The organism is Hydrogenophaga sp. (assembly GCF_050250835.1).
Lineage (GTDB): Bacteria > Pseudomonadota > Gammaproteobacteria > Burkholderiales > Burkholderiaceae_C > Hydrogenophaga.
On sequence record NZ_JBFWNX010000007.1, the window covers coordinates 116,146 to 140,192 of the forward strand.

Consider the following 24,047-nt stretch of genomic DNA (forward strand, 5'->3'; position numbering starts at 1 on the left):
AGGCCCTGCGCCCGCACCGAGGGCTTGAGGTCGTTGGCGTGAACGCCTGAGAAAAGGTTGGTGTAGACGGTCAGTGCGTGCGCCCATGGCTGTGATCATCACCGGCACCCGATGCCGGCGGCGCACTGCGCCACCACCAGGGCCGGCGAACTCTCGATGAACAGCGGTGCCGCGATCACCGGCAGGCGGGTTCGGCGAAGCGCCTCGGGCAGGGGTGGACGGGTCATGGGGTGGTCGGGTGAATGCGCAACGGGAGCACCCCGCCCGCATCGGGCACGGGTTTCGCGGGCATCGCCGCTTCGCTGCCGGCGCGGTCGATCAACGCGGCCAGCTCGTGGATCATGGCCAGCGTCTCGCTGGTCATGCGCCCGGCGGATTCAGGTGGCACGGTAGAAGCCGCCGCGCGCGGCCAGCTCGCGCAGCGCGGGCGGCACCTCGAAACGCTCGCCATGGCGCCGGGCCATCGCGTCGCACCTCTCCACGAAACGCCCCGGGCCCACCGTGTCGATCTGCCCGAGCACGCCGCCCAGCACCGAGGGAAAGCCCCAGCCCAGCAGCGAGCCCACGTCGGCGTCGCGTTCGGTCACGATGCCTTCTGCCACGCAGCGCGCGGCCTCCAGCGATTGCGCGTACATCAGGCGGTCGCGAACTTCCTCCAGCGTCGGTTGCTCGGCGGCCAGCGGGAAGTGCGTGGCCAGGCCGGGCCACAGGCGCTTGCCGCCTTCGGCCGGGTGCTCGTAAAAGCCCTGGCCGACCTTTCGGCCCAGGCGGCCAAGCTGCTCCACCATGACCTCCATCACCGCGTCCTGCGGCTGTTCGCGGTAGGCCGAGCCCTGGTCGATGCGGGCCTGTTTGAGCGCCTTGTGCAGCAGCTCCACCGAGAACTCGTCGATCAGCGCCAGCGGCGGCATGGGCATGCCCGCCATGCGCCCGGCGTTCTCGATCAGCGCCGGGTTCACCCCCTCGCCGAGCAGCGTCATCGCTTCATAGGCGTACATGCCGAAGGCGCGGTTGGCATAGAAGGCCGGGCAGTCGTTGACCACGATGGGCGTCTTGCGGATGCGCTTGGCGAAATCCAGCGCATGCGCGATGGTGGCTTCGCTGGTCTGCGCGCCGCGGATCACCTCCACCAGCGGCATCTTTTCCACCGGCGAGAAGAAATGCAGGCCCACGAACTGACCCGGTCGTGCAGACACCTCGGCCAGTCCGGTGATGGGCAGGGTGGATGTGTTGCTCGCAAAAATCGCGTCGGCGGACATGGCGGCTTCGGCGCGGCGCGTGACCTCGGCCTTCACGGCGCGGTCTTCGAACACCGCCTCGATCACGATCTCGCAGCCGGCCAGATCGGCGTATTCGGTGGTGGCCTTCACGCGGGCGAGCGTCGAGTCGCGCTGCGCCTGCGCCAGCCGGCCCCTGGCCACCTGAGCGTCCAGGATCTTCGCGCCATAGGCCTTGCCTTGCTCGGCGGATGCCTGCGTGGTGTCCAGCAGCACCACATCCAGCCCGGCCAGCGCGCTCACGTGCGCCAGGCCCGCACCCATCATGCCGGCGCCCAGAATGCCCACCCGGCTGAACTTGCGCACTGGCACATCTTTCGCTCGCCCCGCCAGGCGGTTGGCTTCGCCCAGGTCGTAGAACAGCGTGCGAATCATGTTCTTGGTCGCCTGAGACGTGGCCAGGCGCGCGAACTGGCGCTGCTCGATGCGCAGGCCGGTGTCGATGTCGACCTGGCAGCCGTCGTAGACGCAGGCCAGGATGGCCTCGGGTGCCGGCTGCAGGCCCTGGGTCTTCGCCAGCAGCGCGCCACCGGCGGCAAAGAAGATCTGCGTCGGCCCGGCGGTCTGCGGCGCACCACCCGGGAACTTGAAGTGCTTGCCATCCCAGGGTTTCACCACCGATTTCGCGCCGTCGCTCAGCAGCCACGCACGGGCGCGCTCCAGCAATTGCGCGGCGGGCACCACCTCGTCCACGATGCCCGCTTCCAGCGCCTTGGCCGGATCGGCCTTGCGGCCTTCGAGCAGGTAAGGCAGCGCTGCCTTGATGCCGATCATGCGCGGCAGGCGCTGCGTGCCGCCCGCGCCGGGAAGCAGGCCCAGCGTCACCTCGGGCACGCCGAGCTGGATCTTCGGATCGTCTGCCACGATGCGGCGGTGGCAGGCCAGGCAGATCTCCAGCCCGCCGCCCAGCGCCGAGCCATTGATCGCGGCCACGAAGGGCTTGCCCGAGGTCTCCAGCGTGCGCAGCGTCCGGCTGAACGGTCCCCCTGCGGCGAACGATTCCTCGGCCGTTCGAATGTGGCGAATCAGGTCGAGGTCGCCACCGGCCACGAACTCCGGTCGCGAGGATGTGACGATGACGCCCCTGGCGGCCGGGTCGGCAATGGCCTGCTTCACCGCAGCGTCGAAAGCCGCGATGGAGGCGTGGTTGAGCACGTTCATGGGCCGGTCGGCCACATGGATGGTCAGGGTGGCGATGCCGTCGGCGTCGATGCGGTAGTCGATCATTCCAGTTCCTTGCTTCAGACGCGTTCGATGACCATCACGGAGCCCATGCCGCCGCCCACGCACAGCGTGATGAGGCCGGTGGCCAGGTTGCGGCGCTCCAGCTCGTCGAGCACCGTGCCCACCAGCATGGCGCCAGTGGCGCCCAGCGGGTGGCCCATGGCGATGGCGCCGCCATTGACGTTGACCTTGTCGTGCGGCACGCCCAGGTCGTCCATGAAGCGCAGCACCACGGCGGCGAAGGCTTCATTGCATTCGAACAGGTCGATGTCTTTCGCATCCATGCCGGCGCGCTGCAACGCGGCACGCGCAGCCGGTGCCGGACCGGTCAGCATGATGGTGGGCTCGGTGCCCACGGTGCCGAAGCTGCGCACACGCGCCCGTGGCTTCACGCCCAGGCGCTCGGTCATGGCCGCGCTGGCCAGCAGCACTGCGGCGGCGCCGTCGACGATGCCCGAGGAGTTGCCCGCATGGTGCACGTGGTCGATGGCGGCGATCTCCGGGTAGCGCTGCAGCGCCATGGCGTCAAAGCCCATCTTCTCGCCCATCAGGGTGAACGAGGGTTCGAGCTTGCCCAGGGACGCCAGCGTGGTGTCTCCACGCACGTGCTCGTCGCGGTCCAGCACGGTGATGCCATTGGTCTCGCGCACCGGCACGATGCTGCGCGCGAACCGGCCTTCGGCCCAGGCGGAGGCGGCGCGCCGCTGGCTCTCCACGGCGTAGGTGTCCACGTCCTGTCGGCTGTAGCCGTAGAGCGTGGCGATCAGGTCGGCCGAGATGCCTTGCGGCACGATGCGGTTGGGGATGGTGATCTGCGGGTCGGTGACCCAGGCGCCGCCCCCCACGAACATGGGCACGCGCGACATGCTCTCGAGGCCGCCGCCGATCATCAGATCGGCCTGGCCGGCCATGATCATGGCCGAGGCGAAGTTGCAGGCCTCCAGGCCGGAGCCGCAGAAGCGGTTGATCTGGATACCGGGGACGTGCGAGAAACCGGGGGCGGCGAAGGTCACGGCCTTGGCGACGTCGGAGGCCTGCTCCAGCGAAGGTTCGCCGCAGCCCATGATGACGTCGTTGACCCGCTCCGGCTCGAAGCCGTTGCGTTCCCGCAAGGCGGTGAGCAGGCCGCCCGCCAGGCGGGCCGGACCGATTTCGTGGAGTGCGCCGCTGGCGCGGCCCTTGCCGCGCGGCGTGCGCACGGCGTCAAGAATGTAGGCTTCGTTCATGCCCCCGACTCTGCCGGCCAGGCGCGCCGGTGTCCTCGTCGGGAACGACGATTTGATGCAGCGCGCCGGCCTCAGAGCTGGCGCGAAATCAGTTCGCGCATGATCTCGTTGGTGCCGCCATAGATGCGCTGGGCGCGGGCGTCGACCCAGGCGCGAGCCACCGCGTACTCGGCCATGAAGCCGTTGCCACCGTGCAGTTGAACGCAGGCGTCCATCACCCGGGCCTGCAGCTCGCTGCACCACAGCTTGGCCATGGAGGCGGTCTGGGTGTCGAGTTCCCGCCGCAGGCAGGCGGCCATGCAGTGGTCCACGAAGACCCGGCCAATGGCGATCTCGGTCTTCAGGTCGGCCAGCACGAAGCGGGTGTTCTGGAAATCGCCCACCGCCTGGCCGAAGGCGCGACGATCGCGCACATAGGCCACGGTCTGCGCGTAGGCGGCTTCGCAGGCCGCCACCGCCGAAACCGCCAGTTGCAGCCGCTCCCAGGGCAGTTCTTCCATCAGAAGGCCGAAGCCACGGTCGACCTCGCCCAGGAGGGCGCTGGCCGGCACGCGCACCCGGTCGAAGAACAGCTCGCCGGTGTCCTGCGCCTTCAGCCCCACCTTGCGCAGCGGCCGACCCCGGGTGATGCCGGGCAGGGTCATGTCGACCAGGAAAAGGCTGATGCCGCGCGCCCCGGCGGCGGGGTCGGTCTTGGCCACCACGATCACCAGGTCGCACACCGTGGCGTTGGTGATGAAGGTCTTGCTGCCGCTCAGGAGGTAGTCGTCACCGTCGCGCACCGCCACCGTGCGGATCGCCTTCACGTCCGATCCGCCGCTGGGCTCGGTCATGGCCAGGGCGCCGATGGCCTCGCCCCGGACCATGCGCGGCAGCCATTCGCGCTTCTGGGCTTCGCTGGCGAAGCGCAGCAGGTAGCTGGTGACGATGTCGGAGTGCATGGAAAAAGCCAGGCCGAAGTTGCCATGTCCGGCGCCTTCCTCCAGCACGATCATCGAGCACAGGATGTCGGCCTGCGCGCCGCCATACGCCTCGGGCACGGTCGGGCACAGCAGGCCAGCCGTGCCAGCGCGCTCGAAGATGGCGCGGTCGAAGGTGCCGTTCGCTTCCCACTCCGCGAGCCGGGGCGCGACCTCGTTCTCCATGAAGCGGCGCGCCGTGTCGCGGAACTGTTCGTGTTCGGGGCTGAAGAGAGTGCGTGGCATGCGCCCAGTGTGGCGCTGGCCGGTGCCGGGCGCATCGTCGCAAGCGACGAATCCGCACGCATCGAGCGGATGCGGTGTCAGCCGATCAGGCCGCGCCTTCGGGCCGCCGCCAGTGCCTCGACGCGGCTGCGTGTGTCCAGCTTGACGTTGATGTTTCTCAGGTGCGTGCGCACGGTGGTCTCCGCCACGAACAGGCGTTCGGCGAGCGCGTCGTTGCTCAGGCCCTCGGCGGCCAGCCTCAGCACCTGCAACTCCTTGCGAGTGAGCAACTCGTTGTCGCCGCCCGAGGCCTCGCCAGCGGGTGCGGCATCGGTGACCGGTGCGTGGGGCGCGGGCTCGCGCAGCAACCGGTCGATGAAAGCCAGTGCTTCCTCGCCGTGGCCGTCTTCGTGTACCAGGTCAGGCTGGGCGCGCAGCTCGCGCAGGATCACCATCAGCAGCTCCCCCTCGTCCTGGAATGCCCGCACATAGCCTTCCACGCAGGCCAGGCGCACCGCACGGGCAAGCATGCGAACGGCCTTGTTGCGCTGGTCATCGCGGTACAGGGCCTGCGCGAGCAGCAGGCGAAGCGTGAGCGCGCGCCGCTCGCGCTGTGCCCGCTCGGCCGCTTCGAGTTCGGTTCGCAGCGGCCGGATCACCTCCGCCGCGTGGCCAGTGCGCACCGACCAGCGCGCCAGCGCCAGGTCGTAGGTCTCCACCTCGTTGGCGCGCAGCGACAGCTTGGTCACGCGCTGCCACATGGCCTTGTCACCGCAGCGGTCGAGCTCGCTGCGCGCCTGCGCCAGGCGGTCGGCCATGAGCAGTTGCCGCACACGCTCCAGCCGCGCCGTGGCCACCACACGCGTCAGGCCCTCGCGGTGGCCGATGTGCTCCAGCTCCACCAGCATCTGCTCGGCCCGCTCGGCGTCGCCCCGGTCGGCGGCGATGCGCGCCATCACCACGTGGCTGATCATGAGCTCTTCCGGAATGCACACACCGCGGATCAGCGGGATGTAGACCACCAGCAGGCGTTCGGCCTGCTCCAGTTGGCCCGCTTCGTACAGCGCCTGCGCCAGGGGAATGCCCGCCAGCGCGTTGCCGTTGGTGGAGCGGATGGCGTCCATGGCGCCTGCACTCACGGCGATTCGCAGCCCAGCGATGGCCTTGCGCAGGCGACCCTGGGTCATGTCCACGGCCGCCTCTGCCGCCTCGGACAGCGAAAAATTGAAGGGGCTGCTGCGCACCTGCTGGCGCGAGCGGGCGGCGTCGGCGAAGCGCAGCGCGTCGTGGTAGCGGCCTGCGATCAGCGCCAGGTTGGCCATGCTCACCTCCAGGAAGCCGCTGACGAAAGCCAGGTCGCGCGGCATCTCTTCCAGCGCCGCGGTGGCCAGTGGCATGGCCTCGTCGATGCGGTCGGTGAGCGACAGGAACAGGGGCCGCATGGCCAGGCGGTGGGCGCGCACCTCAGGGTCGGGATCGGCGCGCGCTTCCAGCCGGTCGAGCAGCTGGGCAGCCTCGCGCGGCCCGCGCGCAAAACACACGGACCAGGCATGCACCACCTGCAGGATGGGGTGGGCGTCGAGCGCGCCGGATTCGAGCAGCGGGTCGAGCCAGCGCGAGAGCAGGCGCACGCGGCCTTCCTCCAGCAACGCCTGCCCATGCGCGGCCAGGGCCGGCAGCGCGTGTTCGAGATCGCCGGCGGCCAGCGCGTGTTCGATGGCGGGCACCGGCCGGCGGTGTTGTTCGTACCAGCGCGAGGCCGCGCGGTGCAGGCCGGGAATTTCGTCCGCGTGGTGCCGGGCGAGCTGGGTGCGCAGGAACTCGGCGAACATGCCGTGGTAGCGGTACTGGCTGTGGTCGCCCTGCAGCGGGATCATGAACAGGTGCGCCTGTTCCAGCGCTCGCAGCAGGTGTGCGCTGTCGTCACGGCCGCAAACGGCATCACACAGCGAGGCGTTGAGTTCGTTGAGCAGGCTGGTGCGCAGCAGGAATCCGCGCACCTCGGCGCTCTGACGGGCCAGCACGTCTTCCACGAGGTATTCCACCACCGCCGCGTTGGAGCCCGAGAAACCGGCAATGAAACGCCCCGGATCGTCCCGGTTTTCCAGCGAGACGGAGGCCAGCCACAGCGCGGCGGCCCAGCCTTCGGTGCTGCGGTGCAGGCGCCGCACATCATCGGGCGCGAGCCTCAGGCCACGGCGCTGACGCAGGAAGTCATCGGCCTCGGCTTCGCTGAAACGCAACTGGGCCGGTTCCACCTCCAGCAGGCGGCCACGCGCGCGCAGGCGACCCACGCCAAGCTCGGGCACGCCACGCGAACCCACGATGAGCTGCGCACCGCGTGGCAACTGCTCGATCAGCTCGCTCACGATGCCGATGGCCGCCGGGTTCTGCAGGGACTCGAAATCGTCGAGGAACAGCGCAAAGGGCGCCGGGTGCGCGGCCACGCGGTCGATCACCGCGAAGGCCAGCTCGTCGGGACCGCTGTGGGCCTCCTGTGGCGAGGCCAGGCCGGGGATCAGGCGCGAGAGTGTGGCGGTGAGCGCCGCCAGAAAGCGCATCACGTCGTTGTCGGCACGGTCCAGCGTCAGCCAGGCCGCGGGCAGGCCGGTCTGCACGAAGCGTTCGTGCACCTGCAGCATGGTGGTGGTCTTGCCAAAACCGGCGGGCGCGCGCAACAGCACCAGCTTGGCCGCACCAGCGGCAAAAATGCGCTCGCACACCTCGGTGCGCGCGATCTCGAAGGCGCTGGTTTGCGGCGGCGTGAGCTTGGGGCCGAGCGTGGCCGCGCGCGGCAGCGGGCTCTGCAGAGTGGTCTCCCGCCCGGCGGGCATGGCAATCCTTCCAGGGTTCTACCCAGGGGCCATCAGGCCCTCTGGTACAGCGTGACAACGCAAGCGCCGCCGAGCCCCAGATTGTGCTGCAAGGCAAGGCGCGCACCCGGCACCTGCCGTGCGCCGGCCTGCCCACGCAGTTGCCACACCAGTTCGGCGCACTGTGCCAGGCCCGTGGCGCCCAGCGGGTGGCCCTTGGACAGCAGGCCCCCCGAGGGGTTGGTGACGACCCGCCCGCCGTGGGTGTTGTCGCCATCGAGGATGAACTTTTCCGCGCCTCCTTCGGGCGCCAGCCCCAGGGCTTCATAGGTGATGAGTTCGTTGGCGGTGAAGCAGTCGTGCAGTTCCACCACCGGAATGTCCTCCGGTCCCACGCCCGCCGATTCGTAGACCTGGTTCGCAGCCTGCCGGGCCATGTCGTAGCCCACCAGCTTGCGCATGTCCTTTTCGTCAAAGCTGCTGTTGCCGTCGGTGGTCATGGCCTGCGCGGCGATCCATACCCTGGCGTCCAGGCCATGGCGCCGCGCGAAATCCTCCGAGCAGACCACCGCCGCCGCGCCGCCACAGGTGGGTGGGCAGCATTGCAGCCGGGTGAGCGGGTCGAACACCTGGGGCGAGGCCATCACCTCGTCCAGCGTCACGGGATCGCGGAACAGGGCATGGGGGTTGTGGGCCGCGTGCTGGCGCGCTTTGACCGAAATGCGGGCGAAGGTTTCGGCCCGCGTGCCGTACAGCTGCATGTGCATGCGCCCGGCGCCACCAAAGAGCTGCGCCGCCACTGGCGCCCCCGGCGCCTCACCCTGGATGGCGTGCATGGTGTCGATGAGCCGCTGCGACGGGTCGGGCCGGTCGGTCCACTGCGCCACGATGGCGCCCCGCTGCATCTGCTCGAAACCCATGGCCAGCACGCATTCGGCCGAACCGCTGGCCACCGCCTGGCGCGCCAGGTACAGCGCCGTGGAGCCGGTGGAACAGTTGTTGTTGACATTGATCACCGGCACGCCGGTCAGGCCCAGGTGGTAGGCCGCGGCCTGTCCGCTGCACGAGTCACCGTACACATAACCGGCGTAGACCTGCTCGATCGACTGGTAGTCGACCCGGGCGTCGTCCAGCGCCGCGCGCGCTGCGCGTGCCCCCAGCAGGTGATAGGGCTCGCTCGCGCCCGGTTTGGAGAACGGCACCATGCCGACCCCGACCACATGGACCTTGCGTGTCATGGTGATCCTGTCTCCTCGGACTGCTTTCCCATTCCTACTGCTTGGGATAGTCCAGGACCACTTTCCAGCGGCCGTCCTGAAGCTGCGAGACGCGCGAGGCGGTCGAGCCCAGCCGTTTGGTGGCCGAGAACGTGAGGGTCGGGCTGCCGAAGATGTCGGGCGGGATGGTCATGCTGTCCATGGCCTTGACGAAGCTGTCCACGCTCAGGTTGGGGCCGGCCTTCTGCATGCCGGCGTACAGGCGGTCGGCGATCAGGTAGCCGTAGACGGAGTAGACGGTCGGGTCGTTGCCGAACTGCGTCTTCCACTTGTTGGCCCAGAAGCGCACGGGTTGCGACGCATCGTCCATGTAGGGGAACTGCACGAACATGTCGCCGTACAGGCCGTCCATGGCCTTGCCCCCCAGGCGCGGGATCTGGTCGGTGTAGACCGTCTGCGGACCCACGAACACCGGGCTCCAGCCCAGCTTGCGCGCCTCGCCGATGGCACCCACGGTCTCGCGGATCAGCGTGCCCAGCATCACGAAGTCGCAGCCCGCGTTCTTGAGCCGGGCAATCTGCGACGAGAAGTCGGTCGAGCCGCGCTTGTACGTGGTCTTTTCGACGAAGTCGGTCTTGATCTCCTTGAGCCCCGCTTCACCACCGCGGAACACCTCCAGGCCGAAGTCATCGTCCTGGTAGAGCGCGCAGGCCTTGGTGGATCTGGTGTGCTGGTACACGCGGGTCGTGGTGCTTTTCATGCTGTCGAAGTTCGACGGCGCGAAACCCCACTTGAGCTTGTGCACCGGCTCGTACATTTCCCGCGAGCTGGACATCGGCATGAAGCTCAGCACGTTCTTGTCCATCAGCACCGGCATGGCCGCCACCGCCGCGGAGCTGCCCATCAGTCCCATGATGGCGAAGACCTTTTCCTGGTTGACGAGCTTCTGCGCGGCCAGCACCGTCTTCTTGGGGTCGTAGCTGTTGTCCTCGGCCAGCAGGCGGATCTTGCGGCCGTGGATGCCGCCCTGCTCGTTGACCTCGGCGGTCCGAAGTTTCATGCCGTTGAGCACGTCCTTGCCCCAGGCTGCGATGGGGCCGGAGAGGTCCTGCACCGTGCCCACCACGACTTCGTTCTTGCTGATGCCCTGCTGCGCGAGTGCGGAGCTGGTCACCAGGACCAGGGCAGCGGCTGCCGATAGAGTGCGCTTCATGAGGTGGTCTCCTAAATGGTTGCTGTCTTGAGTTGGGGGATCTGCGGGTTCGCGGGAAGAACGGGCTACCTGAGCTGGCCGTAGTCGAGCACGACGCGCCAGCGTCCGTCCTGGATCTGAGAGAGGCGCGAATCGCTGGAGCCGAGGTGGCTCTTGGCCGACCAGCTCATCGCTGGCATGCCGAAGATGTCTGCCGGCACGCTGAGCGATTCCATCGTCCTGGCCAGCGAGTCGGTGCTGAGTTGCGGGCCGTTCTTCTGCAGCGCGCTCGCCAGGCGGTCGATGATGACGTAGCCGTAGACGGAGAAGACCGTTGGCGATTCGTTGTAGGCGGTCCGGTACTTGTTGGCCCAGAAACGCACCGGGGCCGAGGCGTCGTCGTCGTAGGGCACCTTGCCCATCATGGTGGCGTACAGGCCGTCCATGGCCTTGCCGCCCAGCTTCGGAATCAGGTCGGTGTAGGCCGCCACCGAAGAAAGCATCGTCGGGTTGTAGCCCAGCTTGCGCGCTTCCGCGATGGCGCCCACCGTCTCGCGAATCACCGTGCCCAGCACGATGAAATCGCAGCCAGCGGCTTTCATGCGCGCCATCTGGCTGGAGAAATCCGTCGCGCCCCGTTTGTAGGTGGTGCGCTCGACGAACTCGACGTTGATGCCCTTGAGACCCTGCTCGGCGCCGCGCATCACCTCCAGTCCGAACTCGTCGTCCTGGTACAGGGTGCAGGCCTTCGTCGCCTTCTTCTCCCGGTACAGGCGCGGCACCACGCCAACCATCTGCTCGACGTAGGAGGACACAAAGGCGAACTTGAGCTTGTCCACCGGCTCGTACATCTCGCGCGCCAGCGCCATGGGGAAAAAGCTCATCACGCCTTTTTGAGCCATGACCGGCATGGCCGCATTGGCCGAGGCGGTGCCCAGGATGCCGGCGATGAGAAAGACCTTGTCCTGGTTGACCAGTTTCTGGGCCGCCAGCACGGCGCGCCTGGGGTCGTAACCGTTGTCTTCCAGCACCAGCCGGAGCTTTCGGCCATGCACGCCACCCTGCTCGTTGATTTCCGCCATGCGCAGGTTCATGCCGTTGCGCAGGTCCTTGCCGTAGCCGGCCAGCGGTCCGGACAGGTCCTGGATGGTGCCGATGACGACCTCGCTCTTGCTGACGCCTTGCGTCTGGGCCGTGGCGGCCGTGGCTGCCAGCAGGGCGGCGCCCAGGGCGATCAGGGCGTTGGTGAGTGTGTGCATGCAGATGTCTCCTGATGGGGGTGGCAGTCGAATGCTAGGTGGGCCGCTCGCCCGGAAAATCGTCTGTTCCGACGATTGGGAATCGGTGCGCCATCGTTCTGCGGTGTCGGTTGGATATCAGGGCCGGTACATCGCCTCGATCTGCGGGGCGTATTTTTCCTGCACGAGCTTGCGTTTGAGCTTCATGGTGGGGGTGAGCTCTTCGTCCTCCGCCGAGAGCTGCGTCTCCAGCAGGTAGAACTTCTTGATCTGCTCGACGCGGGCGAACTTGGCGTTCACCCGGGCAATCTCGGCGTCGATGAGCTGGTGCACCTCGGGGGCGCGGGTCAGGCTGGTGTAGTTGGAGAACGGCACGTCGTGGTCCTGCGCGTACTTCTCGACGTTCTCCTGCTCGATCATCACGATCGCCGTGAGGTAGGGCCGGCGGTCGCCGATGACCACCGCGTCGGTCACGTAGGGGCTGAACTTGAGCTCGTTCTCCCACTCGCTGGGGGTCACGTTCTTGCCACCGGCGGTGATGATGATGTCCTTCATGCGGTCGGTGATGCGGAAGAAGCCGTCCGCCTCCACCAGGCCCACGTCGCCGGTGCGCAGCCAGCCGTCGGCCGGCAGCGTCTCGGCGGTTTTCTCTGGCTGGTTCAGGTAGCCCATGAACACGTTGGGCCCGCGCACCAGGATCTCACCCGAGGCCGGGTCGATCCGCACGTCGTTGTAGGCGCAGGCCCTTCCGATGGAGCCCAGGCGGATCGCCTGGGGCGTCATCGCGGTGGAGATGCCCGCTGTCTCGGTCTGGCCCCAGCACTCCAGCATGGGGATGCCCAGCGCCAGGTACCAGCGGATCAGGTCGGGCGCAATGGGGGCCGCGCCGGTCACGAGGAAGCGGCAGCGGTGGATGCCGATGAAGCGCCGCACATTGTCCAGCGAGGCGATGCCGGCCAGCCGGTACTTCAGCTTCAGCCAGGGGCCGATGGGTTTTCCTGCCTGCACTCGGTCCACCACCTGGTGGCCAACGCCGACTGCCCAGGCGTACAGCCGTTGCTGCACCGGGCCGGCTTCCTTCACCGCGATGGTCACGGCCGAATAGAACTTCTCCCACAGGCGCGGCACACCGCCGAACACGGTGGGTGCGATCTCGCGCACGTTCTCCGGCACGGTGTCCGGGTTCTCCACGAAGTTCATCTTCGTGCCGGTGTAGAGCGAGGCGTACAGGCCTGTCACTCGTTCGGCCACGTGGCACAGCGGCAGGAAGCACATGCGCTCGTCGCTCTCGTCCTGCGGCAGGAATTCGTTCTGGCCCTTGAGCACCGTGAGCAGGCCCCGGTGGGAATGCATCGCGCCCTTGGGGCGGCCGGTGGTGCCTGAGGTGTAGATCAGGATCGCCAGGTCATCGGGCTGGCGCGCGTTGAGTCGGCGGTCGAATTCGCCCGGCTGCGCGGCGTCCAGGGCCGCGCCGCGCTGGCGCAGTTCGTCGAGTGTGAGCACCATCGGGTCGTTGAAATCCGCCAGTCCTGTGGCGTCGATCAGCACGATGTGTTGCAGCGCCGGCAGGCTGGCACGCACCGACAGGGCTTTGTCGAGCTGCTCTTCGTCCTCGACCACCAGCACCGTGGTGGTCGAGTCCTCGCACAGGAAGCGCACCTGGTCGGGGGCGTCGGTGGGGTAGATGCCGTTGGAGACGGCGCCCGCGCTGAGCACCGCCAGGTCGCACCAGACCCACTCCACCCGCGTGTTGGACAGCACCGAGACGCAGTCGCCCGGGCGCACACCCAGGGCCGCCAGGCCCATGGTCAGTTCGCGCACGATGGCGCCGCATTCGCGCCAGGTCCAGCCGCGCCAGATGCCGAAGTCCTTCTGCCGCATCAGCACGCGTTCGCCGCGCGCCGCCACGCCGTTCCAGAACATGGCGTGGATGGTGTCGCCGGAGGCCACCGACTCGATGCGCCGGTGGAAGGAATCGAGGTTCCAGAGGTTGGGGCTTGTCATGCTGGGTTCACCGCCACGTCTTCTTTTTCTTCCAGCGCCGCTCGCCGCGCACGCCGTCTTCCTTCATGCCGAGATAGAACTCCTTGATGTCGTCCTTCTCGCGCAGCCGCTCGCAGGTGTCGTCCATCACGATGCGACCGTTCTCCAGCACATAGCCGTGGTCCGCCACGTTGAGCGCCATGTTGGCGTTCTGTTCCACCAGAAGGATCGTGGTGCCGCGCTCGCGGTTGATGCGCACCACGATCTCGAAGATCTCCTTGGTGAGCTTCGGCGACAGGCCCAGGCTGGGCTCGTCGAGCAGGATCACGGCCGGGCCGGCCAGGATGGCGCGGCTGATCGCCAGCATCTGCTGCTGCCCGCCCGAGAGCAGGCCGGCGTCCTGGGACGCCCGCTCGCGCAGGATCGGGAAATAGCGGTACACCGCCTCGATGTCGGTGGCCACCGCGTCGCGGTCGCGCCGCGTGTAGGCACCCATGAGCAGGTTGTCCCTGACCGACAGCAGCGGGAACACCTCGCGTCCTTCGGGCACGTGAGACAGGCCACGGCGCACGATGAGCGCGGGGTCCATGGCAGTGATGTCCTCGTCGCGAAAGTGAATGCTGCCCTTGCGCGGATCGAGAATGCCCGAGATGGTCTTGAGGATCGTTGTCTTGCCCGCGCCGTTGGAGCCCAGCACGGTGACGATCTGGCCGGTGGGCACGCTCAGGCTCACGCCGCGGATCGCCTTGATGGGGCCGTAGACGCTCTCGACGTTGTTCAGGCTCAGCAGAGGTGAGGCGGTCATGCCAGCGCTCCCGAACGGCCCGGCGCGGCCTGGCGCCGCAGCGAGGCGACGTCGTCCACCGTGCCCAGGTACGCCTCGATCACCGCCGGATCGGCCTGCACCTCGGACGGCGTGCCCACGGCCAGCACCTCGCCCTGGTTCATCGCCAGCACCCGGTCGCTCACCTTGGAGACCAGGCCCATGTCGTGTTCCACCATCAGGATGGTCATGCCCAGGTCGCGCTGGATGTCCTGGATCCAGAAGGCCATGTCGCCGGTTTCCTCCACGTTCAGTCCCGACGAAGGCTCGTCAAGCAGCAGCAGCTGCGGCTCGGTGGCCAGCGCACGCGCCAGCTCCACCACCTTGCGCACGCCGTAGGGCAGACCGGCCACCAGCTGGTCGCGGTAGTGCTGCAGCTCCAGCAGGTCGATCACTTCTTCCACCTTGCGGCGCGTCTGGCGCTCGGCCTCGCGCACCGAAGGGAGGAACAGCATGTCTGTCCACATGTTGCTGCGGCGGTGCACGTGGCGGCCAATCAGGAGGTTCTGCAGAACGGTGGCGTGCTCGAACAGCTCGATGTTCTGGAAAGTGCGCGCAATGCCCAGCGGCGCGATCTGCGAAGGCGCCACGTCGGCGAGGTTGCGGCCCAGGTAGCTCAGCGTGCCCGCCGTGGGGTTGTAGATGCGGCTGATGAGGTTGAACACCGTGGTCTTGCCCGCACCGTTGGGGCCGATCAGGGTGAACACTTCGCCGCGCCGCACGTCGAAGCTCACGTCGTTCACCGCCAGCACGCCACCGAAGCGCACCGTGAGGTTCCTGGCTGAAAGAAGGATGTCACTCATGTAGGTTCAGTCCCGGCGAGAGAGGTCCAGTCGAGAAACACCGCGGAACCGGCTTTGCCGGGCTGCAGGTGTTGCCCCCTCGAGGGGGTGGCGCGAAGCGACGCGGGGGTGGTCGTTCATTTCAAGCGGTCGGATTTCTGGAAGGTCTTCTGACGCTTGAACATGCCGCGCCGGTAGAACGGATAGAGCTGCAGCCAGGTGCGGATCTTCAGCCAGCGGCCGTACATGCCCATGGGCTCGAGCATCACGAACGCGATCAGGATCGCGCCGTACACCACGCCCTGCAGTCCGGCGGCCTGGCCGATGGCTGGCGGCAGAATGTCTTTGGCCGCCGAGATGAGCTGCGGCATGCCGATCAGGAAGGCCGCACCCAGGAACGCGCCGTGCACCGAACCCAGGCCACCGACCACCACCATCAGCAGCAGGTCGATGGACTGGATGATGCTGAACTGCTCCGGCGAGATGAACTGCATCTTGTGCGCGTACAGCGCGCCGCCCAGGCCCGCCAGTGCGGCCGAGATGGCGAAAGACATCGACTTGTAGATCGACAGCGTGATCCCCATGCTCTGCGCGGAGATCTCGGAGTCGCGCATGGCGACGAAGGCGCGGCCGGTGGGCGAGCGCAGCAGGTTCAGCACCAGCAGGGTGCTCAGCGTCACGCACACCAGGCACAGCAGGTAGAAGTTCTCCGAGCCGCTGATCTTCCACTCGCCGATGGCGGGCGCCACCACCGAACGGCCGGCGTTGCCACCGGTCACGCTCTCCCAGCGCGCCAACACCTCTTCGACGATGAAGCCGAACGACAGCGTGGCGATACCGAGGTACAGGCCCTTCACGCGCAGCGCCGGCAGGCCCACCACCACACCCACCGCACCCGAGAGGGCCACCGCCGTGGCCATGGCCAGCGGAAAGGGCCAGCCGAGCGCCGTGAGATAGGCCTCGGCGTAGGCGCCCACGCCCATGAAGGCCGCGTGGCCGATCGAGAACTGACCGGTGAAGCCGGCCAGCAGCATCAGGCCCACGCCGACGGTGGCGTAGATGTAGATGAAGGTGAGTTGCGCCAGCCAGTATTCGGGCAGCACCCAGGGCGCGGCCAGTGCGGCCAGCAGCAACAGGCCGTACCAGAAGCGCTGGCCGTTGTGGCGGGCCAGGTCGATGTCCTGGTCGTAGGCGGTCTTGAACACGAAGCGCATGGCGTCAGACCTTCTTTCGCACGCGTTCGCCGAACAGGCCGGTCGGCTTGATCGTGAGCATCACCAGCACCACGACGTAGGGCATCACGTCCTTGAAACCTTCGGGCAGGTAGAAGCCCGAGAGCGATTCCACCAGCCCGATGATCACGCCGCCCACGATGGCGCCGGGCAGGCTGCTGAACCCTCCGACGATGGCGGCGGGAAACGCCTTCAGGCCGATGAAGCCCATGTTGGCATGCACGAAGGTGTAGGGCGCGAGCAGGATGCCGGCGATGGTGGCCACGGCGGCAGCCAGTGCCCACACCAGGCCGTTGAGGCGCTGCACCGGAATGCCCATGTAGTAGGCCGCGAGCTGGTTCTGCGACGAGGCCTGCATGGCGATGCCGATGCGCGTGAAGCGGAACACCGCCCACAGCAACAGGCACAGGGCGGCGGTGCAGCCGATGATCACCATCTGTTCGGCGGCCACGATCACGCCACCGGCCTGCAGCGTCTCACCCTTGTAGGGCACGTCCAGTGCATGCGTGTCGGTGCCGATGCCCGGCACCATGGTGACGGCACCGCGAGCGATGTAGCCCACGCCGAACGTGAGCATGACGATGGAGAAGGCGGGCTGGCCGAGCACCGGGCGGATCACCGCGCGTTCGATGCCCAGACCGACCAGCGCCATGGCCGCGATGGCCAGCAGCGCCGCGGCCCAGAACGGCAGTCCGAACAGACCCATGCCCGCCAGCGTGAAGAACGCGCCGAGCATCATCAGCTCGCCCTGCGCGAAGTTCACCGTCTCGGTGGCCTTGTAGATGAGGACGAAGCCCAGCGCGACGAGGCCGTACACACAGCCCTGCGCAATGCCCGCCACGATGATCTGCAATAGCAGCAACGCCTGTCTCCTGTGACCGCGGTGCAGTGCACGCGGCAATTTGTTGTGGAACCGATGGCGTCAGGGCCATCCCGAGCGGCAGCTTAAGTGGCTCGCTGGCGGTACCTATCGTCGTATCCGACGAATTCGGAGGCCTTGTCGGTGCGCCGGCCAAGGTACGTGCGCCGCACGCCTTGGTATGCCCCCCGCAGGTGGGACGGACAAACCCGTACGCTGTGTGTCAACGGCCCTGGAACACGGCAGGCCGCCGCTGCAGGAAGGCCTGCACCGCCTCCTGGTGGTCGAGGGTTTCGGTGGCGTGGATCTGCTGCACCGCTTCGTATTCGAGCAATTGCTCGAAGCCCAGCGACTGCGATGCCAGCAGGTTGCGCTTGATGCTGGCCTGGGCGAGCACGGGGCCGGCGGCGAAACGGCGCGCCCAGGCCAGGGTCTCGGCGGTCAGGGCATCGTCGTCCACCAGCCGCGTGGCCAGGCCCATGGCGCTGGCGGCGGCGGCATCGAAGATGTCGCCGGTGAGCATGAGCTCGCGCGCGCGCGCTTCGCCCACGATGCGCGGCAGTTGCCACGACACACCAAAGTCGGTTGACAGGCCGATCTTCACGAAGGCCAGGCCGAACTTCGCCGACCGCGCCACGATGCGGAAGTCGCAGCACAGCGCCATGCCCAGGCCTGCGCCCATGGCCGCGCCCTGGATGCTGGCGATGGTCACCTTGGGGCAGCGCGCCAGCGCCTGGGGCACGAGGTGGCCCCAGCGCACCCACTCCAGCTTCTGCTGCGGGCTGCGCGGGTCGGGGCTGGCCATGGCCTTGACGTCGCCACCGGCGCAAAAGGCGCGGCCCGCCGCCGCCAGCACGATGGCGCCCACGGCCGGGTCGCGGCCCAGCCGGTCCAGCGCTTCGAGCAGCGCGGTGATCATCGGATCCGACAGCGCGTTCAGGCTGTCCGGGCGGTTGAGGGTCAGGGTGGCGATGCCGCCCTCGATGTGTTCGATCAGGTCGGCCATCAGGCAGTGTCTTTCCCGGTGGGTTGGAAGTAGGGGCGCGTGCGGCCCTGCGCGTCGGGCTGGAAGGTGACCTGCACGCGCTGGCCGATGTGCACGTCGGCGGGTTCGCAGCCGACGATGTTGGTCAGCATCATCGGACCCTCGGCGAGTCGCACGTAGGCCACCACGTAAGGCGGATCGGCGCGGTTGGCCACCGACCAGCTGTAGACCACGGCGTGGCCGCTGGCCGGCAGCCAGTGCGTGTCGGCGCTGAAGCAATGCGGGCAGTGGCTGCGCGGCGTGTAGTGAGCCTTGCCGCAGGTCTTGCAGGCCTTGACCAGCAGGCGTTGCTGTTCAATGGCGTCCCAGTAGGTCTGGGTCTCGAAGGTGGGCATGGATTCAGACCCTTTCCAGGATGAGCGTGGCCGATTCGTGCAACTGGCCCAGCGAGCCGCCGGTGCCGTGCGCCAGCACGAGGCTGCAGTTGGGCACCTGCACCGCGGGGTGCGCTTCTCCGCGCGCCTGGCGCACCGCCTCGATCACCTTGGTCACACCGCCCCGGTTGCCCGGGTGGTTGTTGCACAGGCCGCCGCCATCGGTGTTGAACGGCAGCCGCCCGATGCCCGAGATCAGGCCGCCGTCGGCCACGAAACGGCCGCCAGCACCGCGTTCGCAGAAGCCCAGGTCCTCCAGCTGCATGAGAACGGTGATGGTGAAACTGTCGTAGAGCGAGGCGTACTGCATGTCCGAGGGCTTGAGACCGGCTTCGGCGAACGCCGTGGCGCCCGAGATCACGCCGGCCGAGCTGGACAGGTCGAAGAGACCGCCGCTCAATGTCTTGACCGCTTCCCCCGCACCGCGCACCACGACCACCGGCCGCCTGAGTTCGCGCGCGATGTCGGGATGCACCACCACGATGGCGCCGCCGCCGTCGCTGATGACGCAGCAATCGAGCCGGTGCAGCGGGTCGGCCACCAGCGGCGAGTTCAGCACGTCCTCCACCGTCACCACCTTGCGCAGCATGGCGTGCGGGTTGTGCTGGGCATGGTGCGAGGCCGCCACCTTGATCCATGCCAGTTGTGCCGACGTGGTGCCGTGGTCGTGCATGTGCCGGCGCGCCACCATGCCATAGCCCTGCGCCAGGTGGCAGCCATAGGTCGCGTCGAACTCGTCGTCCGGGGTCTCCGGGTCCACCGGCATGCCCGGGCCCACGCCTGCGGCGCGCGGCCGGCCACACGAAGTGATCAGCGCCACGCGGCACTTGCCGTCGGCGATGGCCTGGGCGGCGTGGCCCACGTGCAGGATGGGTGCGGAGCCACCCGATTCGGTGGTGTCGGTGTGGCGCAGCTTCAGGCCCAGGTAGTTGGCCAGCGTGAGCGCGCCGAAGCCGGGCACGCCGCCATCGCAGAAAAAGCCATCGACGTCTTCCAGGCGAAGCCCCGCGTCGTCCAGTGCGCCGCGTGCCACCTCGGCATGAAGCTGCACCAGGCTGCGGTCACTGGCCAGGCGGGTGGGATGTTCGTAGACGCCTGCAATGCAGGCCTTGCCGTGGATGCGCATGGACCTCAGTCGTAGTAGAGAAAGATCGACTCGGCCACCAGGGCGGGCCTGGGCTGGCCCTCCACCTCGATGCTGGTCTCGGTGACGCATTTGCGCCCGCCGGGCACTGGCTCCACCGACTTGAACTGGATGCTGGCGCGCACGCGCGCACCGGCCGGGACGACGTTGAGGAAGCGCAGCCGGTCCGAGCCGTAGTTGAGGATGCGCGAGGCGCCCCGGACGTCGTACAGCGGCGGCATCAGGCGGCCGAGCAGCGCCAGCACGAGGAAGCCATGCGCGATGGTCTTGCCGCCCGGCATCTCGCGTGCCGCGCGCCCAGTGTCGACGTGGATCCACTGCCGGTCGCCGGTGAGGTCGGCGAACGCGTCGATCATGGCCTGGTCCACGGTGAGCCAGTCGCCGGGTCCGATGGTCTGCCCCACCTGATCGGCGAGGCGGGAAGGAGGTTCGATGATGAGCATGGTCGGTGCGTGCGCGCGTCAGGTGGTTTCGGTGTGGGGCGAGGCCAGGCGGGCCAGGGTCTGCTGGTGGTGGTCGGCGTTGCCCAGGAAGGTGTCGAGCATCAACAGGCGCTTCATCACGTGGCCGATGGCCAGCTCGTCCGTCATGCCCATGCCGCCGTGCAACTGGATGGCCTGGTGGCCGATCCAGCGGCCGGCGCGTCCTGCCTGCACCTTGGCTGCGATGGCCGCCCGCTCGGCCTGCGCGGTGTCGCCCGCCTCGGCGGTGAAGGCCGCGTGCAGCGCCATCGAACGGCTGCATTCCAGCTGCACCTGCATGTCCACCACACGGTGGCGCAGCACCTGGAAGTCCGCCAGCGGCTGGCCGAACTGCCTGCGCTGCTGCAGGTAGGCCACGGTCTGCTCGATGGCGGCCTGCATGGCGCCACAGGCTTCGTTGGCCAGCACCGCCAGCGCCTGCTGGGTCACGCGCTGCACGACCGGCAGCGCGGCTTCGGCATGGCCCAGGCCGGCGAGCGCGGGCGCGTCGTTGAAGCTCACGTGCGCGCCCGGGCGCCGGTCGATCATTGGAAAACGTTGCAGCGACACGCCGGAGGCATCGCGTGGCACCACGAACAGGCCCAGCCCGTCGCGGTCGAACCGCCCGCCCGCAGTGCGCGCCAGCACCAGCAGCCAGTCGGCATCGGGCGCGTCCCAGACGCTGACCTTGGCACCGCTGATCCGCCAGCCGCTGGCGCGGCGTTGCGCGCGGGTCTGCACGTCGTGCAGTTCGAAGCGCGAGCTCGCCTCGGCCTGCGCGACGGCGATGCGCAACCGGCCCTCGGCGATCCGGGGCAGCCATTCATCCTGCTGCGCCGCACTGGCGGCGGCCTGGATCATGCCAGCGCCCAGCACCACGGACGACACGAAGGGTTCGAGCACCAGCGCACCGCCCAGGCACTCGGCCAGTGCCGCCGCGTCGGCCACGCCGCCACCCAGGCCACCGTGCCGTTCCGGCAAGGGCGCGGCCAGCCAGCCCATCTGCGCCATCTGTGTCCAGAACCGGGGCGACCCGGCTTGATCACCCAGCGCCACGTCGCGCCACACCGGGTGCGGGTATTCCTTGCCGAGCCAGGCCTGCACGCTTTCGCGCAGGGCCCGCTGGTCGTCGTTGAAGGCAAGTCTCAAAGGCGTGCTCCCGCAGGGTTTCAGGTGCCGAAGACCAGCTTGGCGAGGATGTTTCTCTGCGTCTCGCTGGAGCCGGCGTAGATGGTCGCGGCGCGACGCAGGAAGTAGTCTTCCACCCGGCCCAGCGCGGCGTCGGGCGCGCCCGGCGTCTGGCTGGAGCCGTCGCCGGCCTTCTCGTAGGGCATCACCGCAGGGCCCAGCGCGTCCAGCGTGAGCTCGGTGACGAGCTGCATGACCTCGGAGCCACGCAGCTTCATCATGCTGGCCGCCGCCATGCCGTCGCCCTCATGGGCGTCGTCCAGCAGCAGCCGCAGGTTGGTGAGCTCCAGCGCGTCGAGTTCCACCTGGGCGCCGGCCAGGCGCAGGGCGAAGTGCGGGTCTTCGGCCAGCGGGCGGCCGTTCGCCTGCATGGTCGCAGCCAGTTCGCGCAGCAGCACCATGCGCCGTTTGGTGCGGCTCACCTCGGGCGTGGCCGAGCGCTCGTGGCCGAGCAGGAACTTGGCGTAGGTCCATCCCTTGTTCTCCTCGCCGACCAGGTTCTCGCAAGGCACGCGAACGCCATCGAAGAACACCTCGTTGAGCGTGTGGCCGCCGTCGATGGAGACGATCGGGCGCACGGTGATGCCCGGGGTCTGCATGTCGATCAGCAGAAAGGAAATGCCCCGCTGCTGTCTGGCCTGCGGGTCGGTGCGCACCAGGCAGAACATCCAGTCGGCCTTGTGCGCATCGCTCGTCCAGATCTTGCTGCCGTTGACCACGTAGTGATCGCCCTCGACCTCGGCGCGCGTGCGCAGGGCGGCGAGGTCCGAGCCCGCGCCCGGCTCCGAATAGCCCTGGCACCAGTGCTGCGTCATGGCCACGATGGGCGGCAGGAAGCGCTGCTTCTGCGCCTCGGTGCCGAAGGTGTAGATGACCGGCCCGACCATGTTGATACCGAACATCGAGAGCAGCGGCGCATCGGCCAGCGCGCACTCGTCCTCGAAGATGAAGCGCTGCACCGGCGTCCAGCCCGTGCCGCCGTGTTCCTTCGGCCAGGAAGGTGCGCCCCAGCCGTGGCGGTGCAGGATCTGGTGCCACGCCACCACGTCTTCCTTGGGCAGGTGCGAGTGGCTGCGCTGCTGACGAGCCAGGTGCGGCGGCAGGTGATCGCGAAGGAACGCCTTCACCTCCTGGCGGAACGCGCGGTCGGCCGGCGACAGGTAGGCGTCGATCATGGCGCCGGCATCAGAACTGGATGCCCACCGTGGCCAGGCGCGCCGGCATCTGGCCAAGCACGCCAGGCGCCACCGGTGCAGCGGTGGACAGGTCGGTCAGGACCGCCACCGCCTGCGCAAACATGTCCACGGTGACGGGCTGGCGCGGATCGAACTGCACGCCTTCGGTCTCGAAGAACTGCACGCGGCCAAAGCCACCGGCTGCGGCGGTGATGATGTGGGCCGTGAAGTCGCATTCCTCGCTGGCCATGTAGGCCACCGCCGGGGCCACATGGGCCGGTTGCATGAGCTCGTCGATCTCGCCAGAGACCGCGCCCAGGCCCTGCGTCATGCGCGTGGTGGCGCCCGGGCTCACGGCATTGACCTTGATGTTGGCCTTGGCGCCTTCCACGGCCAGCACATTCATCAGGCCCAGCAGGCCCATCTTGGCCGCGCCGTAGTTGGCCTGGCCGAAGTTGCCGCTGGTGCCGGCCACCGACGTGGTCATCACGACGCGGCCGTACTTCTGTTCGAGCATCAGGGGCCAGGCGGCTTTGGTGCAGTAGGTCGAGCCCAGCAGGTGAACGCGCAGCACCGCTTCGAAGTCTTCCAGCGCCATCTTGGCAAAGCTCTTGTCGCGCAGGATGCCGGCGTTGTTGATCAGCGCGTCAACGCGGCCGAAGTGCTTGATGGCCGTGTCAATGAGGTTCTGCGCACCTTCGGGCGTGGCCACCGAATCGTGGTTGGCCACCGCCTTGCCACCGGCCGCACGGATCTCGCTGACCACCTGGTCGGCAGCCGCGCCGTCGCCACCGACGCCATTGACCGTGCCGCCCAGGTCATTGACCACCACGCTGGCGCCTTCGCGCGCCAGCAACAGGGCATGTTCGCGGCCGAGGCCATTGCCTGCACCGGTGACCACGGCCACCCGATCCTGCATGCGCTTCATCTTGTCTCCTTCGGGCAGCGCGCCCTGTTCTGTTGAGACGAAGATCGCGCAAAGCGCTCGACGGCGAATCGTCGCATCCGACGAATCTGCAGAGAGACTCAGTCGGCCGAAGGCTTGGTCACGATGCGTGCGTACAGCTCGCGCTGGTTGCGCAAGGCCGAATCGGCCAGCACACCGCGCTGGTGTTCGAACGCGGCGGCGAGCTGGTGCCAGTCGGCGGCGTCGAGGTAGTCCATCGCCACCGGCAGCACATAGTCCTCTTCCACTTTCATGTGGCCGAGATAGGACTCGATGTAGGTGCGGGCCAGCAGTTCGAACGCCTCGTGGCGAACCTCACCCATCACCTGCCAGGCGCTCAGCGCATGGCCGAGTTCGCGCACGATCAGCTCGACGCGTTCGTGCTCGCCTTCCAGGCGGTCGAGCACCGGGCGCAGGGCAGGGCAGCGCTCGCGGATCAGGGGAAACAGCAACCGGCCTTCACTGGCGTGGTGCACGCGCGCGGGCATTTCGTCGAGGTAGACCAGCATGGCCCGCAGCCGCGCGAAGTCGGGCGCGGCCACGCCATGGCGCGCATGCTCCACCGCCTCTTGCAGCGCGTGCAGCACGGTCGCAATGGCCCGGTGCTCCTCGATGATCAGCTGGACGGCGGTGGGTTGCATGGGCATGACGCTGGCATGCCCCT

Annotated in this window: 22 protein-coding genes; all 22 read right to left on the reverse strand. The window is 68.1% G+C overall.

Annotation, left to right across the window (positions count from 1 at the left end):
- Positions 1-98 precede the first annotated feature (98 nt).
- Positions 99-227 (reverse strand): hypothetical protein, encoded by a 129-nt coding sequence (locus AB7F11_RS11270; RefSeq protein ID WP_428288442.1) that lies wholly within the window; start codon positions 225-227, stop codon positions 99-101.
- On the reverse strand, positions 224-388 hold the full coding sequence (locus AB7F11_RS11275; protein WP_428288443.1) for a hypothetical protein: 165 nt from the start codon (positions 386-388) through the stop codon (positions 224-226). Before AB7F11_RS11275 ends, AB7F11_RS11270 begins: the two co-directional genes overlap by 4 nt.
- Positions 378-2,504, reverse strand: coding sequence for a 3-hydroxyacyl-CoA dehydrogenase NAD-binding domain-containing protein (locus AB7F11_RS11280; RefSeq protein ID WP_428288444.1), 2,127 nt, complete (start codon positions 2,502-2,504; stop codon positions 378-380). The genes AB7F11_RS11275 and AB7F11_RS11280 overlap by 11 nt, the downstream gene beginning before the upstream one ends.
- A gap of 14 nt (positions 2,505-2,518) precedes the next feature.
- Positions 2,519-3,727, reverse strand: a complete 1,209-nt coding sequence (locus AB7F11_RS11285) for an acetyl-CoA C-acetyltransferase (RefSeq protein WP_428288445.1) — start codon at positions 3,725-3,727, stop codon at positions 2,519-2,521.
- 71 nt (positions 3,728-3,798) lie between these two features.
- A complete protein-coding gene (locus AB7F11_RS11290) occupies positions 3,799-4,932 on the reverse strand; it encodes an acyl-CoA dehydrogenase family protein (protein ID WP_428288446.1) in 1,134 nt (377 codons plus the stop codon).
- A 77-nt stretch (positions 4,933-5,009) separates the two neighbouring features.
- Positions 5,010-7,745 carry a LuxR C-terminal-related transcriptional regulator gene (locus AB7F11_RS11295; protein WP_428288447.1) on the reverse strand — a complete coding sequence of 912 codons (2,736 nt, stop codon included), beginning with the start codon at positions 7,743-7,745 and terminating at the stop codon, positions 5,010-5,012.
- 32 nt (positions 7,746-7,777) lie between these two features.
- A complete protein-coding gene (locus AB7F11_RS11300; RefSeq protein ID WP_428288448.1) occupies positions 7,778-8,962 on the reverse strand; it encodes a lipid-transfer protein in 1,185 nt (394 codons plus the stop codon).
- A gap of 34 nt (positions 8,963-8,996) precedes the next feature.
- On the reverse strand, positions 8,997-10,154 hold the full coding sequence (locus tag AB7F11_RS11305) for an ABC transporter substrate-binding protein (RefSeq protein WP_428288449.1): 1,158 nt from the start codon (positions 10,152-10,154) through the stop codon (positions 8,997-8,999).
- A gap of 65 nt (positions 10,155-10,219) precedes the next feature.
- On the reverse strand, positions 10,220-11,392 hold the full coding sequence (locus AB7F11_RS11310; protein WP_428288450.1) for an ABC transporter substrate-binding protein: 1,173 nt from the start codon (positions 11,390-11,392) through the stop codon (positions 10,220-10,222).
- Positions 11,393-11,509: 117 nt separating this feature from the next.
- On the reverse strand, positions 11,510-13,375 hold the full coding sequence (locus tag AB7F11_RS11315) for an AMP-dependent synthetase/ligase (RefSeq protein WP_428288451.1): 1,866 nt from the start codon (positions 13,373-13,375) through the stop codon (positions 11,510-11,512).
- Between the two features lie 7 nt (positions 13,376-13,382).
- Complete coding sequence (locus AB7F11_RS11320) at positions 13,383-14,159, reverse strand: ABC transporter ATP-binding protein (RefSeq protein ID WP_428288452.1); 777 nt, start codon at positions 14,157-14,159, stop codon at positions 13,383-13,385.
- Complete coding sequence (locus AB7F11_RS11325) at positions 14,156-14,980, reverse strand: ABC transporter ATP-binding protein (RefSeq protein ID WP_428288453.1); 825 nt, start codon at positions 14,978-14,980, stop codon at positions 14,156-14,158. The genes AB7F11_RS11320 and AB7F11_RS11325 overlap by 4 nt, the downstream gene beginning before the upstream one ends.
- Positions 14,981-15,096: 116 nt before the next feature.
- Positions 15,097-16,173, reverse strand: coding sequence for a branched-chain amino acid ABC transporter permease (locus AB7F11_RS11330; RefSeq protein WP_428288454.1), 1,077 nt, complete (start codon positions 16,171-16,173; stop codon positions 15,097-15,099).
- A 4-nt stretch (positions 16,174-16,177) separates the two neighbouring features.
- Positions 16,178-17,053, reverse strand: coding sequence for a branched-chain amino acid ABC transporter permease (locus AB7F11_RS11335; protein ID WP_428288455.1), 876 nt, complete (start codon positions 17,051-17,053; stop codon positions 16,178-16,180).
- Between the two features lie 220 nt (positions 17,054-17,273).
- A complete protein-coding gene (locus AB7F11_RS11340) occupies positions 17,274-18,056 on the reverse strand; it encodes an enoyl-CoA hydratase/isomerase family protein (protein ID WP_428288456.1) in 783 nt (260 codons plus the stop codon).
- Positions 18,056-18,430 (reverse strand): Zn-ribbon domain-containing OB-fold protein, encoded by a 375-nt coding sequence (locus AB7F11_RS11345; RefSeq protein ID WP_428288457.1) that lies wholly within the window; start codon positions 18,428-18,430, stop codon positions 18,056-18,058. The genes AB7F11_RS11340 and AB7F11_RS11345 overlap by 1 nt, the downstream gene beginning before the upstream one ends.
- Positions 18,431-18,434: 4 nt before the next feature.
- Positions 18,435-19,595, reverse strand: a complete 1,161-nt coding sequence (locus tag AB7F11_RS11350; RefSeq protein WP_428299997.1) for a thiolase domain-containing protein — start codon at positions 19,593-19,595, stop codon at positions 18,435-18,437.
- A gap of 5 nt (positions 19,596-19,600) precedes the next feature.
- A complete protein-coding gene (locus tag AB7F11_RS11355; protein ID WP_428290900.1) occupies positions 19,601-20,056 on the reverse strand; it encodes a MaoC family dehydratase in 456 nt (151 codons plus the stop codon).
- A gap of 18 nt (positions 20,057-20,074) precedes the next feature.
- Positions 20,075-21,223, reverse strand: coding sequence for an acyl-CoA dehydrogenase family protein (locus tag AB7F11_RS11360; protein ID WP_428290901.1), 1,149 nt, complete (start codon positions 21,221-21,223; stop codon positions 20,075-20,077).
- A gap of 20 nt (positions 21,224-21,243) precedes the next feature.
- Positions 21,244-22,434, reverse strand: a complete 1,191-nt coding sequence (locus AB7F11_RS11365; protein ID WP_428290928.1) for an acyl-CoA dehydrogenase family protein — start codon at positions 22,432-22,434, stop codon at positions 21,244-21,246.
- Between the two features lie 13 nt (positions 22,435-22,447).
- The gene (locus AB7F11_RS11370; protein ID WP_428290902.1) at positions 22,448-23,365 is read right to left on the reverse strand and encodes an SDR family NAD(P)-dependent oxidoreductase; all 918 of its coding nucleotides are present in this window, start codon (positions 23,363-23,365) and stop codon (positions 22,448-22,450) included.
- 98 nt (positions 23,366-23,463) lie between these two features.
- Positions 23,464-24,024, reverse strand: coding sequence for a hemerythrin domain-containing protein (locus AB7F11_RS11375; RefSeq protein WP_428290903.1), 561 nt, complete (start codon positions 24,022-24,024; stop codon positions 23,464-23,466).
- Between the last annotated feature and the right edge of the window lie 23 nt (positions 24,025-24,047).

What these genes read in the sequence shown, in the direction of transcription:
- AB7F11_RS11270 (WP_428288442.1), bottom strand. Translation starts at nt 227, where the DNA reads ATGACCCGTCCACCCCTGCCCGAGGCGCTTCGCCGAACCCGCCTGCCG.
- AB7F11_RS11280 (WP_428288444.1), bottom strand. Translation starts at nt 2,504, where the DNA reads ATGATCGACTACCGCATCGACGCCGACGGCATCGCCACCCTGACCATC.
- AB7F11_RS11285 (WP_428288445.1), bottom strand. Translation starts at nt 3,727, where the DNA reads ATGAACGAAGCCTACATTCTTGACGCCGTGCGCACGCCGCGCGGCAAG.
- AB7F11_RS11290 (WP_428288446.1), bottom strand. Translation starts at nt 4,932, where the DNA reads ATGCCACGCACTCTCTTCAGCCCCGAACACGAACAGTTCCGCGACACG.
- AB7F11_RS11295 (WP_428288447.1), bottom strand. Translation starts at nt 7,745, where the DNA reads ATGCCCGCCGGGCGGGAGACCACTCTGCAGAGCCCGCTGCCGCGCGCG.
- AB7F11_RS11300 (WP_428288448.1), bottom strand. Translation starts at nt 8,962, where the DNA reads ATGACACGCAAGGTCCATGTGGTCGGGGTCGGCATGGTGCCGTTCTCC.
- AB7F11_RS11305 (WP_428288449.1), bottom strand. Translation starts at nt 10,154, where the DNA reads ATGAAGCGCACTCTATCGGCAGCCGCTGCCCTGGTCCTGGTGACCAGC.
- AB7F11_RS11310 (WP_428288450.1), bottom strand. Translation starts at nt 11,392, where the DNA reads ATGCACACACTCACCAACGCCCTGATCGCCCTGGGCGCCGCCCTGCTG.
- AB7F11_RS11315 (WP_428288451.1), bottom strand. Translation starts at nt 13,375, where the DNA reads ATGACAAGCCCCAACCTCTGGAACCTCGATTCCTTCCACCGGCGCATC.
- AB7F11_RS11320 (WP_428288452.1), bottom strand. Translation starts at nt 14,159, where the DNA reads ATGACCGCCTCACCTCTGCTGAGCCTGAACAACGTCGAGAGCGTCTAC.
- AB7F11_RS11325 (WP_428288453.1), bottom strand. Translation starts at nt 14,980, where the DNA reads ATGAGTGACATCCTTCTTTCAGCCAGGAACCTCACGGTGCGCTTCGGT.
- AB7F11_RS11330 (WP_428288454.1), bottom strand. Translation starts at nt 16,173, where the DNA reads ATGCGCTTCGTGTTCAAGACCGCCTACGACCAGGACATCGACCTGGCC.
- AB7F11_RS11340 (WP_428288456.1), bottom strand. Translation starts at nt 18,056, where the DNA reads ATGGCCGACCTGATCGAACACATCGAGGGCGGCATCGCCACCCTGACC.
- AB7F11_RS11345 (WP_428288457.1), bottom strand. Translation starts at nt 18,430, where the DNA reads ATGCCCACCTTCGAGACCCAGACCTACTGGGACGCCATTGAACAGCAA.
- AB7F11_RS11350 (WP_428299997.1), bottom strand. Translation starts at nt 19,595, where the DNA reads ATGCGCATCCACGGCAAGGCCTGCATTGCAGGCGTCTACGAACATCCC.
- AB7F11_RS11355 (WP_428290900.1), bottom strand. Translation starts at nt 20,056, where the DNA reads ATGCTCATCATCGAACCTCCTTCCCGCCTCGCCGATCAGGTGGGGCAG.
- AB7F11_RS11370 (WP_428290902.1), bottom strand. Translation starts at nt 23,365, where the DNA reads ATGAAGCGCATGCAGGATCGGGTGGCCGTGGTCACCGGTGCAGGCAAT.
- AB7F11_RS11375 (WP_428290903.1), bottom strand. Translation starts at nt 24,024, where the DNA reads ATGCAACCCACCGCCGTCCAGCTGATCATCGAGGAGCACCGGGCCATT.